Source organism: Helicobacter sp. MIT 21-1697 (assembly GCF_026241255.1).
In the GTDB taxonomy this organism is placed as follows: domain Bacteria; phylum Campylobacterota; class Campylobacteria; order Campylobacterales; family Helicobacteraceae; genus Helicobacter_C.
In genome coordinates this window covers 205,786-220,553 of the sequence record NZ_JAPHNC010000003.1, presented here as the reverse complement: position 1 = coordinate 220,553, position 14,768 = coordinate 205,786, and the positions used below count along the sequence as shown (strand labels likewise).

The following is a 14,768-nucleotide window of genomic DNA, read 5'->3' as shown; positions in this document are numbered from 1 at the left end:
TCCTCGTGTATTTTCAATCGCACGATAAGTCTGCTTTGTGTAATTATACAACATATCCGACCAATCCTCATTAAGCGGCTTTGTTTGTGTAAAAATCATCAGTGCCAAAATGCCTATACCAAGAATAAGTGCAGTGTAGATTCTATGTGCGCACTTGCGTGAGGGTGCAAAAGGTGTAATTTTATGCCATAAAATCAAGCATAAAATGCCAAAAAGTGCATAAATACCACAAAGCGGGAGACTCACATAATTGCGCAAAAAATCCGCGCTCTCTTGTGGATTTGTCTCTAGGGCAACAATGACAAGATAAGAATTAAGATTTGTATCAAAAGTATAGAGCAAAAATACATCAGTAATAAAACAAAGTATGCTCAAAAACAAAATAATCCACGCTAACGCTTTGCCAAGCTTTTGGGGTAGTAGGGAAAAGAGCCAAAAAGCTAAAAAATAGCTCACGCACAGCAGCAATTCGCGATAAAAAAATGAGCTAAACCAATACAAATCCCAATGCTTGGTATAAACAAAATATTGCGAACCAAAGAGAATGATTGTATTTAAAAACAGCAAAATAATATAGATTCTAAAAAGCAGGGCGTTGCTAAAAAGCTTCATTCAAGTTCCAATTTATACATAATCAAATACCGCGCACAAGAATAAAATACAATAATACCAAGCAAATCCATACAAAAATCCATAAGAACAAAATAAGGAAAAAACATTGTAGAGATAAAAGTATGGATAAGCTGGATTATAATGACTAAGCCAAAGCCTTTGAGAAGCACAAGAGTGCGGATTCTAAGTGCATTAAGCAGTGCAGTAACAAAAAGTATAAGCGTTATATAATACAACACCAAAATCGGGAATTTAAGAAAATACAAATACTCCAAGTAATGGCGTAAGCCAAAGTGCAAAAAAGCTTGTGGATTATCAATAATCTCTATAAATTGAGAAAGAATAGCAGCAGCACACGCCCAAAACAAAAGATTGAGAATTTTTGAAAACAAAATCACATCAAGGCTGATGGGCAAAGTCAGTGTCAAATATCCCCTATCGCCAAAAATCTCCACCCAAAATGTCTGAAATACTCTCACTATAAGCAATACACAAAAAGCAGCATAACCACTCGCCATAAGGACAAACAGCAGTGTTTCACACATATCACGCAAAGGCATAGAAATAAAATCGTGGTTAGTAGCCCATAATAAAAGTGAGGCAAACATTCCCATACCATAGGCGAAACTCAAAGGCTTTGCGCTAGAGACAAATTCATATTTAAAAAATGTCAAAAATCCTTTCATTTCCACTCTCCATTTATAGAATCTGCCATAGAATCTAATCTCCCAACTTCGGCTTTAAACGCGGCTTGGAGATTCTCATACGCACTCACAAGGCTTTGCACACTCTCATAATGCAACACACGCCCCTCATATAAAAATATCACATCATCAAGAATAGGTTGCACATCATTGACAAGGTGAGTAGCCAGAATTACACTTGAATGCTTGGGAACATACTTTTTAATCAACTCAAAAACTTTCTCTCTTGAGTAAGGATCGACTCCGGCAATAGGCTCATCAAGGATATAAAGCTTCGCCTCACGCGCAAGTGCAAGGATTAAATGTAATTTTTCAATCGTGCCTTTAGAGAGGCTTTTAAGATGAGATTCTAAAGAAATGCGCAAATTTTCACACATTTGCTTTGCCTTGCTTTCATCAAAATCAGCAAAAAAATCTGAAAAATACTTTATACATTGCAGAGCATTCATTCTAGGATTGAGGATATTTCTATCGGGCAAATATGCAGTGATTTCTTTGGTATAAAGACTTGGCTTATGCCTACAAATTAGCACTTCACCTTGATATTGACGCAAAAGCCCTACGAGAATCTTAATCAATGTGCTTTTGCCACTGCCATTTGGTCCGAGCAATCCAATGATTTTGCCTTGAGGAATGTGTAAGTTTATATCATAAAGGGCAATAGTATCCTTATAAGTTTTGCTTAAATGCGAGATTTCTACAAGATTAGTTTCATTCATCTCTTACTCCATTTTGTGTATAAAGGTAGCAGAAAAGAGAGTTTGGGAATCACCCTCCCCTATACTCTTTAAGGCTAAAGAGGAGGAGCTAGATTCTTTTATTTAAAGTTTAGACTCATAGCGGCGGAGCATATAAAGTCGTTTAAGCATTTTTTTCTTTGCATTAATCTTTTGTTTTTTACGCTTTTCAGTTTTGGATTCAAAAAATCTTCTTGCACGCAGTTCGGTTACAACGAGGTTGCGGTCTGTTTGTTTTTTGAATTTTCTATACGCTTCTTCAAAAGATTCGCCTTCTTTTACTTTAATACCTGGCATAGCTTTCACCTGCTTTCTTTTTAAGATGTAAAGGGCGCATTATACGCGGATTTTGTTTAAATATCCTTAAATTTATCATTTGCAATGAGTTTGTAAAGTGAGTTTTAAGGAATTTTAGTTAGAATGCCAAGCTTAGTTAAATAATTTGTGCTCGTAGCTCAGCTGAATAGAGCAACAGGTTGCGGTCCTGTAGGTCGGGGGTTTGAATCCCTCCGAGCACGCCACTATACAACTTCTTTTTTTTAAATCCCTAGTCTTTTTGATTACGAAGATATGTAGGCACTTCAAGAGCATCGCTATTATTAAATAAATTATAATCTTCTCCACTTACATTGCGTATAAGCTGTATGTTTTGACGAGAATGCTCTAAAGCCAACTCTTGCTCTGTTTTTTGTAAAGAATCATTGCTGCCATTTACAATCTCTTTTTCAAAGCCTGTGGCAATCACGGTTATGCGCACAAAATCCTCTGGCACATCATATAATGTGTGCATACCTTGGATAAAATCTGCTTCTTGGTCAATGATAGAACTAATTTCATTCATTGCTGCAGCTAATTCCGCTTGTGGATAAGATTCACAAGATTCAATACATACGACTACACCTTTTGCACCTTTAATAGAAATATTATCAAGCAAAGGAGAAACAATAGCTTGCTGCACAGCATCATAGGCTGCATTATCACCTGTGGCTTCACCAATACCCATAAGTGCCAAGCCCCTATGATTCATTATAGTTTGAACATCGGCAAAATCCACATTTATATCACCTTGTGTATGATTTAAGATAACACTAGACATACCATTTACTGCTTGTGCAAGGACATTATCTACAAAAGCAAAGGAATCTTTACGACTGCAATTTTTAGGAATAATATTAAGCAGCCTTTCATTTGGAATCACAATAATACAATCACTCTCTGCCTTAAGATTACGCAAACCCTCTTCAGCTAATCGTGTTCGCTTAGCACCCTCATATTTAAAAGGCTTCGTTACAATAGAAACCGTGAGTGCGCCTACTTCTTTTGCAGCTTTTGCTATTACAGGAGCTGCTCCTGTGCCTGTGCCACCACCTAATCCAGCAGAGATAAAAACAATATCTGCTCCTTTAAGCACGGCTTTAATCTCCTCATAAGTCTCTAGTGCTGCTTTTTCACCAACTTCTGGTCGCATACCTGCGCCCAAACCTTTAGTCAATCGCTCACCAAGTTTCATTTTGAGACTTGCTTGTGTTGTTGTAAGGGCTTGGACATCTGTGTTTGCTGCGATAAGCTTCACATCTTTGTGTGGATTATTATTGGCAAGATAATTGACCATATTTGAGCCACCACCACCTACACCAATGACTGCAATCACTGCACCTTGTTTGCTTGTTTCATCTTGAATCTCTTGGATACTTATATTCACACTGCTGTCAATGACTGCGTTTTGTGCTTTTGGTTGAATTTCTTGAATTATGTCTTCCATATTGCTCTCTCCTTAAAATAATTGACTCACCACTTGCTTAACCCAATTCCAGAATCTCGTAAAAGGATTGCTATGCTTATCCTTCTCTGAAGTTCTAATCTGTGAAAAATCATCATTATGAATGATGTTTGCATTTCCTGTGTTCTCCTGAATAGTATCTTTTGGTAGTCCAATGTTACTCATATCATCATTCTTTGTAACAATATTACTCTTTTTGTAATGAATCTTTTTGTCATAATCTATTTCATAATTCGTATGTTGCCCTGCTCCGTGCAGTATCAAACCTATTGCAGTAGCACTATGTGCGCCTTTTAAGCCATCAAAAAGTCCATTCATAGTTGTGGGTTTAGATATTCTTACGGGTTTGCGAAATATACTTGATGCAAATTCTTGCATACCATCAAGATTTGCCATACCGCCTGTGAGAGCGATACCTGCGCCAAGTTTATCTTTTAAACCACTTTTTTCAATGCTTTTTGCCAAAAGTTGCAAAGTTTCCTCCACACGAGCAGATAACACCGCATGGACAATTTCTAAATTTACATTTGTTGTAGCTGTATCACTTGACATAAGAGGCACTTTAATAGCCTTTGTCTTATCTTCATCGCTTAAAATGAGTTTGCCATATTCTGTTTTGATTTGCTCTGCTGTGCTTGGGTGAGTATTAAGAGCAGTGGCTAAATCAATAGTGATATTATGCGAACCCACGCTTAGAAAGTCGCTATACCGCATAGAATAACCACTATAAATCATCAAATCACAAGTCTGCCCACCCATATCTATACACACTACGCCCAGCTCTTTTTCTTCGTTGCTTAAAACTGCGATTGATGAGGCATACGCACTTAAAACAATATTTTCAATTTCTATGCCACTCTCACGCACTGCGCGTTTAAGATTTTCAAGTGCTGATTTTTTTGCTGTTACAATATGCACAAAAGCTTCAAGGCGCGATGCACTCATACCCATTGGATCTTCAGCATAGCTTTGGTCATCAAGCCTAAACTCATAAGGTAACGCGTGGATAACAATGTGTCCTTCAGGAATCACGGCATTATAAATAGCTGTTTGCATTACGCGATTAATTTCTTTTAATCCAATTTCATTGCTTGGGACATTTACAACTGCGTTTTCTCTAATGCTTTTTGTATATGCACCAGAGAGAGATATAATTGCCTTATCTACATTTGTATCAGCGACTCTTTTGGCATCATTAACAGAATTTCGTATTGCCAAAGAAGCAAGCTCAATATTTGTAATAGAGCCTTTTTTGATACCATCAGCCTTATGTGTGCCCGAACCGAGAATGTAGGGTGTTCCATCTTGTTTTATCTCGGCGATAACGGAACAAATCTTTGTTGAACCAATGTCAATGCCCAATATAATTTGATTCACTTTTACCTCACTTGCTTACATCAATATAGATAGTGGTCTTATAAGCTTTATTCAGATTCTCTGCTAGAGTATCAAGGACTGCACCATATTTGATATTTTTAGCCATTATTGCTATATTATTTTCCTTGTCTTTAGGTGTGGCTGATTGTTCCAATACACGATATAATACCACCTTATCATCAAATAATACATAGCCCTCTTTATCTTGACTGCCAAAAACCTGCGAAAGAAAGCGCATCTTTTGGTTAGAATCAAGCGTAAGTATAGCACCATTATAAAATCTATCAATAAATCCAATATCTGTGCCAACAAAATTTTTTACACTTTCTTGAGCAAGTTTCACAAGATTTTCTTTAGCTTTGGTATGCTCATACATCTCCTTGACTGCACTTTTTGCCTCTTCAAAACTTTGATTCACACTTTCCTTTTTCTCAAGGAGTTTCAAGGTTACAAAACCCTCATCGGCTTCTATGGGTTTTAACACTTGCCCTACTTGAGCTGCTTTCATATCTGCTATTACTAAATCCACACCATTTTTTATAAAAAACCGCTCATTATCTTTCAGTGCAAGTATCTTTCCTTGTTTGCTCCCATTTTTTAAATCACGATATTCCCTTTTAGCAAGGCTTTGGGCTTCAAGTTTTTGGACATCACGCGTGAGTTGCTTTTTGCTCTGTTCCATACTCATTAAATGCCCATCATTATCTAAATAATCACTCTTAAAATCCTCATAATGCTTTGCCAAATCCTCATCTGTCGGGTGTTGTTCATTAAAAGGCACAAAAAGATATTCTATTTTAAACTCCATAGGTGTTTTCCAATTATCTGCATTTGTTTCCCAAAATGCTTTCAATTCATCATCTGTTGATGAAAAAGCCACCTGTGTAATGGGAATACTTTTCACCATAAGTCTATCACGTACAGAATCTGCCATTTCCAATGCGGCTATCTCTAAGGGTGTAACTGATACCATAGGGATTTGGAGTGAAGATTGGGAGATATTGAGATTCATAACACTAAAAATTTTTTGAATAAGAAGAGATTTGCGTATTATTTCCTCAAATTCACTTGGACTCATTTGTCGCTCTTTTAAAGCTTGTTTATAGATTTGCTGGCTAAAATGACCTTCTTTATCAACATATACCTTTGCATTGATAATTTCATTGCTCACTTCCTCATCGCTCACAGACAAACCCAAATCATACGCAAAATTAAGTAATTGTGCTTGCTGAAGCACTCGTTGAAGGGCAATTTGCGGCAAACCAAGCTGTTTTGCTTGAGCCTCATCAAGGATACCACCAAGCTGTGGAATACGCGAATATTCATTAAACACTTCGCTATAAGCTCTTTGGTAATCAGGGATATGAATATCAATCGCGCCAACTCGTGCCACTTTATCATTGCTTAATCCAAACCCATAAGAACCCCAATTCACCATTCCAGCACCAATAAAAGCGATGGCACTAATCCAAATAGTGATAACGAGCCACTTTTTATGCTTTTGCATCCAAGTAATCATTATAGTTTTAACCTCTGTGTAACTTTAATGCCTATTGTATCATAAAACTTGCTAAATAAAAAGAGACTAAATGCGCAAATACCAAAATTTCTTAAGAAAAATATAGAAATATTCATTAAGAGCTAACAAATTTTAGTTGATGAATGAAAATACGAGAGAATCGTTGCAAGAAGCTATGGTGGACCTTGCAGGATTTGAACCTGCGACCAATCGGTTATGAGCCGAGTGCTCTGACCAGCTGAGCTAAAGGTCCTCGCCCATTGGAGGAGGTATTATACTCAAAAACAAATCTAAAGGCAAGAATGTTTTCAAGTATCGTAAAAAGAGTGATAAAAGTAACAAAACTTGTTCCGCCATAACTCACCAAAGGCAGAGGGATTCCTACCACAGGAGCTAATCCTATTACCATACACACATTAATACTTACATATAAAAAAATCAAAATAGTCATATAGCCCGTTACTACACGCAAAAAATAATCCTGCTGGTGCATAAAACTTAGACTCAAAATATAGATTATAAGACAAAGAAATAAACTCAAAAGAGCAAATGCCCCAAAAAGTCCAAAACGTTCTACAAAATATGCAAAAACAAAATCTGTATTTGCATAAGGCAAAAATTTAAGTTGTGATTGTGTGGCATCTTCTTTTGATTTACCAAACAATCCGCTTGCACCAATAGCAATTAAAGCCTGATCAACTTGATAGGGAGATTTGTCTGATATAAAGTCCATAATACGTTTTTTTTGATAGTCTTTAAGAGGATCAGCTATATATGCCACAGGAGCGAGCAAAACGACAATCAATCCCAAAGCTATCCAGATTCGCTTATTTACACCAATTAAAAAAAGTGTGCCAAATCCAGTGAGTAAAATCACCATTGCTGTCCCCAAATCAGGTTCTTTAAGAATGATAACAAAAGGCACAAGAATAAAAAAGCTAATAATACAAAATTCCTTTATGCCATAGCCATCTTTTGGCGGAGGATTCGTTGTGATATAAGAAGCCAAAAGCAACATAAGAAAGATTTTCATAATTTCACTTGGCTGAATAGAAAAATTTGTAAAAGGAATATCCACCCAACGTTGCGCACCAAGCTTTTGAGTGCCAATAAAATGCACCAAAACCAATAAGATTAAACATATAACATAAGATACTACAATAACACTATTCAGATGCCTAAAGGGTATAAAAAATAAAAAAATCATTAGCCCACAGCTTAAAGCAATATACTTCACTTGTTTGGCAAACAAAGCAGAATCTAACTCATTGATTAAAAAAAGAGAAAGGATAACTAATGGCAATACAAAAAGCAATAAAATAAAATCAAAATGTGTTAAAATTCGTCTATCAATCACAGCTTTTCCTCAAAATAATCTCATTTTCAACGGAAAATGAAGAAAATATAAACATAGTTAGGCGATAAATGAAAGAAATTATTGTATCAGATTTTGACTTAAATAATGGCAAATTACGCCTTGATTCTTATTTAAGCATACAACTTCAAAGGAGTAAAAATCAAATCCATCACATTATCAAAAACAAACAAGTGTGTCTTAATGGCACATTATGTGTGAAAAATGGCACTTTGCTCAAAGCAAAAGATTGCATTCAAGTGCAATCTCCTTGTATAAATAATGCACCTTTATCTTCTTCATATACCATATCAGGAGATGATGAACGCTTTAACATTGATATTCTTTACCAAGATGAAGATGTACTTATTATCAACAAACCTCCTCATCTTATCATTCATCACGCACCAAGCGTCAAAGAGCCTACACTTGTAGATTGGCTCAAACTCAATGCTCATATTCTTTACACACTTAGTGGAGAGGAGCGTTATGGAATCATTCATCGCCTTGATAAGCAAACAAGCGGGGCTTTAGCTATTGCCAAATCGCATCTTGCCTATACTACTCTCACCAAAGAGCTCAAAACTCGTCAAATGGGACGATATTATCTTGCTATTATTGATGCACCGCTTAAAGAGAATCAACAAGTGCAATGCTTTATGGGGCGCAATCCACATAACCGCCTTAAAATGAGCAAGATTCACATTCGCCCAAATGCGTCTATCCCTAAAGGAGTGCGAGATTCAAAAAGCTCTTTTGTCAAAATTGCCACTTCGGACAATGGAGCGTTTGAACTCATTGCTATCAAACTCCACACAGGTAGGACACATCAAATACGCGCCCACCTTGAAAGCCTCTCACGCCATATTCTTGGCGATACACTTTATGGATACAAACCTCAAGGCAAAACTCATCATTACCAAGATAGAATCTTGCTTCACGCTTATATTCTTTATTTTACCCACCCCAGAACACAACAAGACTATACTTTTAAAGCGCCTATTTTTCCAGATATGCTAAAATTCCTCCAAATTCACTTCACAAAGGATATGTCCGATGAGCACAAAAACATTATGGAATTACTTGAAGTTAATAGGATTATGCGCTCTTTTGAGTGCTTTTCTTAATGGTTGCTTCTCTTCTTTTGGCGTAAAACTCCAAGAAGATGTTTCGCTTCCGCGCATTGATTCTATAAACACACTCGCTGATGTCTCATCTGTTGGGTTTGAATGGAAATTTCTTGATAATGAGCAAATAAAAGGATTTGTCATTTATCGTGCTCAAGCAAAAGATAATCAAAAACTACAAAAAATCGCTACGATTTCAAATCGCTTTACTACGCATTTTTATGATATAAATCTTAAACCTCAAACAAAATATATCTATGCCTTTGCCACACTTGGCAGTAATAATACGATTTCTCCTAAAAGTGAGCCTATTGTTGTGCAAACATCTTTTATTGATGCAGTAGAGAGTGTCTTTGCCCTGAACAACCAGCCACGCTCTATCAAGCTTATTTGGTCGCCACACCCAAATCCGAGCATAGATTCCTATCTTATTCAACGTCTAAACAAAGCAGGTGAATTTAAAACAATTAAAACAATCCCTCATCGCTTGAGTGTAGAATATTTTGATGATGATTTAAAAGATGGGGAGAGCTACACTTATCGCATTATCGCACAAAGCTATGAGGGTATCAAAAGTAAGCCCTCACAAAGTGTGAGTGCAAAAACAATCCCTCAACCCGCACCTATTGAAAATATCCAAGCTACTTCAGAGTTGCCCCGAGAGATTAAAATTACTTGGGAACAAGCTCCTGATACACAAGGTGTAAGCAAAAAACAATATAAAATTCTCTATTCTCCCAACGATAAAAACTATAAAAAACTAGCGACTACAAATCAAACAAGCTACACACATAAGCTCAAAGATAAAGAAGATGGGATAAGCTATTACTATCAAGTCGTGCTTTTAGGCGATAATGGCTTAGAGGGGCGTATGAGTAGCTCACCCGCGAAAGGCTCAAGTCTTCCGCCTCCAAGCACACCTTTGCTTTTTGAGGGAAAAATGATTAATGGCAAAGCCACCCTCTCGTGGCAAACGCCAAGTGATGAGCGTATTCAAAACTACATTGTTTATCGCAAAGAGGGAAAGATATGGGCACAAAGTGCGCGCTTTATTGATATATACGATACTACCTTTACCGATAAAGAAATGCAAAAAGGTATCATTTATAAATATAGCGTAACAAGCATTGACAAAAATGGCATAGAATCTGCACCCACACAAGAAATTGAACTCTCCATAGAATCTCAAAAGGCTACAAGATAATGCCACATTTTCTTGCGCCACACATTACATTGCCTCCTATGCCCTTTACACAAGAGGGGTATAGCTTTGTGTATGAAGCCAAACAATGCAATGATTCTACACAATCCCTCATTTTAGTGCGATATAAAGATAGTGAGTTTTTCTTACGCAAAGCGTGGCGTGAGAGTAAAAATAATGCCATTCTCAAATGTGAAAAAAGCACCAAAACTCAACCCACAGGTATTATGAAGAATGCGCTTAAGATTCTATGTGCCTATCAAAAAAATATCATCTCGCATAACCTCAACAACAATACTCCGCGACAGAATCTCCAATCTCCCTATTTGAAGTCTATGGAGTTTTTTTTGGATTTTGCAAAACCTTGCCTTATTGAGATAGGCTTTGGCTCGGGACGCCATCTTTTACATCTTGCGCAAAGCAACCCTCATCTTATATGTGTTGGTATAGAAATTCATACTCCTTCTATTGAGCAGATTTTGAGACAAGTGCAGCTCTTAGACTTAAAAAATCTCTATATTATTAATGGTGATGCGCGTATCTTCCTTGAGATTCTCCCCTCCCATATTGCGCAGGGCATTTATGTGCATTTTCCTGTGCCTTGGAACAAAAAACACCATAGACGCATTTTTTCACCCAAATTTATTCAAGAATCTTTACGTGTTTTAGACAATGGTGGAATGCTTGCTTTGCGCAGTGATGATGAAGTATATTTTCAAGATGTCCTCTCTCTTGCCTTGCAAGAAAAGAACATAAGCTTAGAAATACATAAAAACCAACAACAAGCAATCACGAGCAAATACGAAGCGAGATGGACAAAACAACAAAAAAATATTTATGATTTAAAGATTTTTCACACCCACAAACATACAAATAATGAAAAAAATGTAAAAAATACCCAAAAAACATTTTATTTTGATAAGATTCTAAGAAAAAATTTGGATAATTACAAGAGTTTTCCACATAAGAAAATTGCCAATGATTGGTTTTTGCATATTGATAATCTGTATTGTGCGGGGGATATATATGTCTTGGCATTATGTTTTGGGGATTTTAACCAGCCTCAAAGCAAGTTTCTACAAATCGCATTTTGCGATAATATATCAACTCGGTATATTGGGCATAACCCTATCCCCACACAAGCAGCCATCAAGGCGCATAAATATTTAATGCAGATTCTAACACAGGAGTAAAATTTGAGCACAATTATAGAAGCAAAAAATCTCAATCTAGGCTATAATGACGAGCTTGTCATTAAAGATGCCACTTTTAATATTAATGCTAAAGAGTTTGTATTCATAACAGGAGCTTCAGGTAGCGGAAAAAGCACTATTTTAAGCTCATTTTTTGGATATTTAGGTGTTAAAAGTGGGTTTTTAAATGTTTTTGGTATCAATATGCAAAAAGCATCAAAAAGTCGTATTAATCATCTCCGCCGTAGTATTGGCATCGTATTTCAAGACTATAAGCTAATTAAAGAATGGAATATAGAGCGCAATGTGATGTTGCCTATGATCATTAATGGCTACAAAAAAGAAGTATGCAAATCCCAAGTTGAAAAACTGCTTGTGCATATTAAGCTTTCGCATAAGGCAAATAAATTTCCTCTTGAATTAAGTGGGGGTGAGCAACAACGCGTAGCTATGGCGCGTGCGCTTGCGCACAATCCAACAATTATTCTTGCTGATGAGCCAACGGGTAACCTTGATGATTACTCAAGTGAGCTTATTTGGAATCTCCTCAAAGGTGTAAATGAGCAGCTTGGCATCACAGTTGTAGTTGTAACTCACCGAATGCCTGATAGGCTTAATATTCCATTTAGAAGATTACATATAGAAGAAGGAGTGGTTTATGAATTTGCTTAGGAGACATTTGGCACTTATTATCCCGCTTTTAGCTCTTCTTTTTAGCCTTGAAAGCATTATGCTTGTCAATCGTGCTGTAACCAAACACGAAAACAAGCTCTCTGATAATTATTCTATCGTTATTGCTTCAAAAAATGCACTTACGCTTGATAAGATTCAAAGTTTTATTCGTGAAGCAAAGGAGTTAAAAGCTATTGCGCCTGATTATATGATGAATGAACTCAAAAAGGATCTTAGTCGCGAAAGCCTTGAAACATTGCAAAGAGAATTGCCTTTTTTCTATTCGCTCAAACTCTCTACTTTCCCAGATGAAGACCGACTCCAAAAGATTAATACAACACTTTCAAAGCTTAATGGCGTAACTAAAGTTGAATCTTTTAGTAAGAGTCATTCGCAAGTTTATAAGCTCCTGCTCATCATTAAAAGCTCAATTATAGTTTTTGCATCACTTATTGCCATTTTAAGTTATATTCTTATGGTAAAACAAATTGAAATTTGGAAATTTGAACATAGTGATAGAATGGAAATTATGGCTTTTTTAGGTGCTCCTGCGTGGATGAGAAATGGCATTTTATTCCGCCTTGCATTTATTGATTCTATTGTTTCAACGATAGCTATTATTGCAGGTATGACATATCTCATTAACCACGACAAAATGCAAGAAGTATTTCACACACTTGAAGTAACAAGCAATATATTCCGTATGGGGAGTGATTTTGTCATTCTTCTTTTTACATCTATACTTGTATCTATTGTCTCGGTGGTTTTTGTCATTATTAAACAAAAAGACTTATGAATTTGATAATGAGGGGCTTTGGCTGGATTGCAATATGTGTTATCATAAATGTATGTATGGCAAATATTGACCAAGATATTGCAAAAAACAAAGATAAACTTGCCACTGCCAAATCCCAAGAAAAAGCCATTAGCAAAAAACTTGATGTTTTGGGCAAAGCAATTAATGCAAAAAATGCCGAACTCACACAACTTGGGAATCAAATCAATGCTTTAGAAAAAGATATAGAACAAAATCAAGGCAAATCCCAAAGCCAAGAAAAAACACTTAAAGATTCTCAAAAAAAACAAAATGCACTTTTAGAGCAAAAACTTCATATTGAAAACCAACTTATCAAGCTTATTGTGCAGGGTATCGCGTTTAATATGGTTATTAGCCACTCTGCAGATATTGATTCTATTGATGGTGTAGTGCAATATCATATTTATCAGATTCTGCATAAAAACGCACGCAATTCTATCAAAACACTCAATGCCAAACACAATATTCTTAATAACGAAATCAAGCAAATAAGTAACGCTATTTCTCAAATTCAAAATTCCATTAAGGCTCAAACCAACAAAAAAGAACATCTCCAAACGGCAAAAGAACAACAAAAAGCTACTCTTTCAAAAATGCAAACCGAGCTTAAAACCTATGACCAACAGCTTAAAGACATTGTCAAAGAGCGCAAAAGCCTTGATGAAATTCTCTCCAAGCTTAATATTGTTAAAGAACAAAAACAACAAGGCTCTAATCAACAAGCTTTTATCAATAACCAAAAAAACCCAAGCAGCATCAAAGCCCCAAAACAATTTGGCACTTCATATCGTGATGTGCCAACCATTGCCTATAAAGGTGCAAAAACCTTTTCGCCACTTGATAATTATGTTGTTGAAAAAAAATTTGGACCCTATTTTGATCCTGTATATAAATTTAAAATTTTCAATGCAGCAATTATGCTCAACCCCAAATCCCCGAATGCTCCAGTCAAAAATGTGCTTGATGGCAAGATAGTGTATGCCAAAGAAGCACCCGGACTTAAAAAAGTCGTGATTATTGAACATAATAATGCTATCCATACTATTTATGCATATATGGACAAAATAGAATCTGCAATTAAAACCGGCACACCTATTAAAAAAGGCACGATTATTGGCAAAGTCAATGAACGCTTAAGTTTTGAAATCACTCAAAAAGATAAACATATCAATCCTGCAGATTTTATAAAACTCAACTAAAAAAATAAAATTTTTATCCGATGTATCCTCTAGTTTATATTGTAACTTCAAGGAGGAAGCTATGCTTAATGATATTAATAATGTTAATAACACCAACAATACCATTAAAAATCAGTTGGTCAATATGATAAGCACAAGTGGAAAAACTATCACGGAAGATAAACGTCCCATAGAAGTGCGTGTAAGAGAAGAAACTGCGCAACATCAAGACAGGGAAAATAAAAAACAACTGGAAAATGAACTGCGTGAATTAAGCAAAAAGCTTAATGACGAAATGAAGCGCATTGACACCGATATTCATTTTTCATATAATGAAAATATACCCGGTCTTATGGTAACGGTTAAAGAAAGTAATGGTGATAAGGTGATTCGCGAGATTCCATCAAAAGAGGCTATTGAATTGATGAAAAAAATGCGTGAAGTCATTGGTGTCATTTTTGACAAACAAGGTTAATCTTTCATTTAACTTGTAACTT

14 protein-coding genes, 2 tRNA genes and 1 pseudogene are annotated in these 14,768 nt (G+C 36.1%); 8 read left to right on the top strand and 9 right to left on the bottom strand.

All coding sequences use genetic code 11. The features are described from left to right. The 4 genes and pseudogenes from OQH61_RS04685 to rpsU form a co-directional block, all read right to left on the bottom strand. A pseudogene (locus tag OQH61_RS04685) lies at positions 1–612 on the bottom strand (sulfatase); the annotation flags it as partial. Continuing rightward, positions 609–1,298, bottom strand: a complete 690-nt coding sequence (locus tag OQH61_RS04680; RefSeq protein ID WP_266026134.1) for a hypothetical protein — start codon at positions 1,296–1,298, stop codon at positions 609–611. The pseudogene OQH61_RS04685 and the gene OQH61_RS04680, both read right to left, overlap by 4 nt. Next, entirely contained in the window at positions 1,295–2,035 is a 741-nt protein-coding gene (locus OQH61_RS04675) for an ABC transporter ATP-binding protein (protein WP_266026133.1), read from the bottom strand. Before OQH61_RS04675 ends, OQH61_RS04680 begins: the two co-directional genes overlap by 4 nt. 102 nt (positions 2,036–2,137) lie before the next feature. Continuing rightward, on the bottom strand, positions 2,138–2,350 hold the full coding sequence (gene rpsU / locus OQH61_RS04670; RefSeq protein WP_266026132.1) for a 30S ribosomal protein S21: 213 nt from the start codon (positions 2,348–2,350) through the stop codon (positions 2,138–2,140). 147 nt (positions 2,351–2,497) lie between these two features. Here rpsU and OQH61_RS04665 point away from each other — a divergent pair. Beyond that, positions 2,498–2,574: transfer RNA gene (locus tag OQH61_RS04665), tRNA-Arg, on the top strand. A gap of 26 nt (positions 2,575–2,600) precedes the next feature. Here OQH61_RS04665 and ftsZ read toward each other — a convergent pair. From ftsZ to OQH61_RS09530, 5 genes are all read right to left on the bottom strand, one after another. Further along, entirely contained in the window at positions 2,601–3,815 is a 1,215-nt protein-coding gene (gene ftsZ, locus OQH61_RS04660; protein ID WP_266026131.1) for a cell division protein FtsZ, read from the bottom strand. A 12-nt stretch (positions 3,816–3,827) separates the two neighbouring features. After that, positions 3,828–5,210 carry a cell division protein FtsA gene (gene ftsA, locus OQH61_RS04655; RefSeq protein WP_266026130.1) on the bottom strand — a complete coding sequence of 461 codons (1,383 nt, stop codon included), beginning with the start codon at positions 5,208–5,210 and terminating at the stop codon, positions 3,828–3,830. Positions 5,211–5,217: 7 nt separating this feature from the next. Continuing rightward, positions 5,218–6,729 (bottom strand): peptidylprolyl isomerase, encoded by a 1,512-nt coding sequence (locus tag OQH61_RS04650; protein ID WP_266026129.1) that lies wholly within the window; start codon positions 6,727–6,729, stop codon positions 5,218–5,220. Between the two features lie 176 nt (positions 6,730–6,905). Continuing rightward, a tRNA-Ile gene (locus tag OQH61_RS04645) sits at positions 6,906–6,982 on the bottom strand. After that, positions 6,944–8,086 (bottom strand): FtsW/RodA/SpoVE family cell cycle protein, encoded by a 1,143-nt coding sequence (locus tag OQH61_RS09530; RefSeq protein WP_266026145.1) that lies wholly within the window; start codon positions 8,084–8,086, stop codon positions 6,944–6,946. Before OQH61_RS09530 ends, OQH61_RS04645 begins: the two co-directional genes overlap by 39 nt. A 68-nt stretch (positions 8,087–8,154) precedes the next feature. On the opposite strand from OQH61_RS09530, the gene OQH61_RS04635 reads away from it, so the two are divergent. The 7 genes from OQH61_RS04635 to OQH61_RS04605 all read left to right on the top strand — a co-directional run bounded on the left by OQH61_RS04635 (position 8,155) and on the right by OQH61_RS04605 (position 14,746). Beyond that, the gene (locus tag OQH61_RS04635; RefSeq protein WP_266026128.1) at positions 8,155–9,210 is read left to right on the top strand and encodes an RluA family pseudouridine synthase; all 1,056 of its coding nucleotides are present in this window, start codon (positions 8,155–8,157) and stop codon (positions 9,208–9,210) included. After that, positions 9,140–10,414: a fibronectin type III domain-containing protein gene (locus OQH61_RS04630; protein ID WP_266026127.1), complete on the top strand. Its 1,275-nt coding sequence runs from the start codon at positions 9,140–9,142 to the stop codon at positions 10,412–10,414. Before OQH61_RS04635 ends, OQH61_RS04630 begins: the two co-directional genes overlap by 71 nt. After that, the gene (gene trmB / locus OQH61_RS04625) at positions 10,414–11,604 is read left to right on the top strand and encodes a tRNA (guanosine(46)-N7)-methyltransferase TrmB (RefSeq protein WP_266026126.1); all 1,191 of its coding nucleotides are present in this window, start codon (positions 10,414–10,416) and stop codon (positions 11,602–11,604) included. Before OQH61_RS04630 ends, trmB begins: the two co-directional genes overlap by 1 nt. A 3-nt stretch (positions 11,605–11,607) precedes the next feature. After that, positions 11,608–12,276, top strand: a complete 669-nt coding sequence (locus tag OQH61_RS04620) for a cell division ATP-binding protein FtsE (protein ID WP_266026125.1) — start codon at positions 11,608–11,610, stop codon at positions 12,274–12,276. Beyond that, a complete protein-coding gene (locus OQH61_RS04615; RefSeq protein ID WP_266026124.1) occupies positions 12,263–13,072 on the top strand; it encodes a cell division protein FtsX in 810 nt (269 codons plus the stop codon). The genes OQH61_RS04620 and OQH61_RS04615 overlap by 14 nt, the downstream gene beginning before the upstream one ends. After that, complete coding sequence (locus OQH61_RS04610) at positions 13,069–14,292, top strand: murein hydrolase activator EnvC family protein (protein ID WP_266026123.1); 1,224 nt, start codon at positions 13,069–13,071, stop codon at positions 14,290–14,292. The genes OQH61_RS04615 and OQH61_RS04610 overlap by 4 nt, the downstream gene beginning before the upstream one ends. A gap of 61 nt (positions 14,293–14,353) precedes the next feature. After that, a complete protein-coding gene (locus OQH61_RS04605; protein WP_266026122.1) occupies positions 14,354–14,746 on the top strand; it encodes a FlaG family protein in 393 nt (130 codons plus the stop codon). The last annotated feature ends 22 nt before the right edge of the window (positions 14,747–14,768 follow it).

Coding starts and splice junctions, on each gene's coding strand:
- OQH61_RS04680 (WP_266026134.1), bottom strand. CDS start 1,298: ATGAAAGGATTTTTGACATTTTTTAAATATGAATTTGTCTCTAGCGCA.
- OQH61_RS04675 (WP_266026133.1), bottom strand. CDS start 2,035: ATGAATGAAACTAATCTTGTAGAAATCTCGCATTTAAGCAAAACTTAT.
- rpsU (WP_266026132.1), bottom strand. CDS start 2,350: ATGCCAGGTATTAAAGTAAAAGAAGGCGAATCTTTTGAAGAAGCGTAT.
- ftsZ (WP_266026131.1), bottom strand. CDS start 3,815: ATGGAAGACATAATTCAAGAAATTCAACCAAAAGCACAAAACGCAGTC.
- OQH61_RS04650 (WP_266026129.1), bottom strand. CDS start 6,729: ATGATTACTTGGATGCAAAAGCATAAAAAGTGGCTCGTTATCACTATT.
- OQH61_RS04635 (WP_266026128.1), top strand. CDS start 8,155: ATGAAAGAAATTATTGTATCAGATTTTGACTTAAATAATGGCAAATTA.
- OQH61_RS04630 (WP_266026127.1), top strand. CDS start 9,140: ATGAGCACAAAAACATTATGGAATTACTTGAAGTTAATAGGATTATGC.
- trmB (WP_266026126.1), top strand. CDS start 10,414: ATGCCACATTTTCTTGCGCCACACATTACATTGCCTCCTATGCCCTTT.
- OQH61_RS04615 (WP_266026124.1), top strand. CDS start 12,263: ATGAATTTGCTTAGGAGACATTTGGCACTTATTATCCCGCTTTTAGCT.
- OQH61_RS04610 (WP_266026123.1), top strand. CDS start 13,069: ATGAATTTGATAATGAGGGGCTTTGGCTGGATTGCAATATGTGTTATC.
- OQH61_RS04605 (WP_266026122.1), top strand. CDS start 14,354: ATGCTTAATGATATTAATAATGTTAATAACACCAACAATACCATTAAA.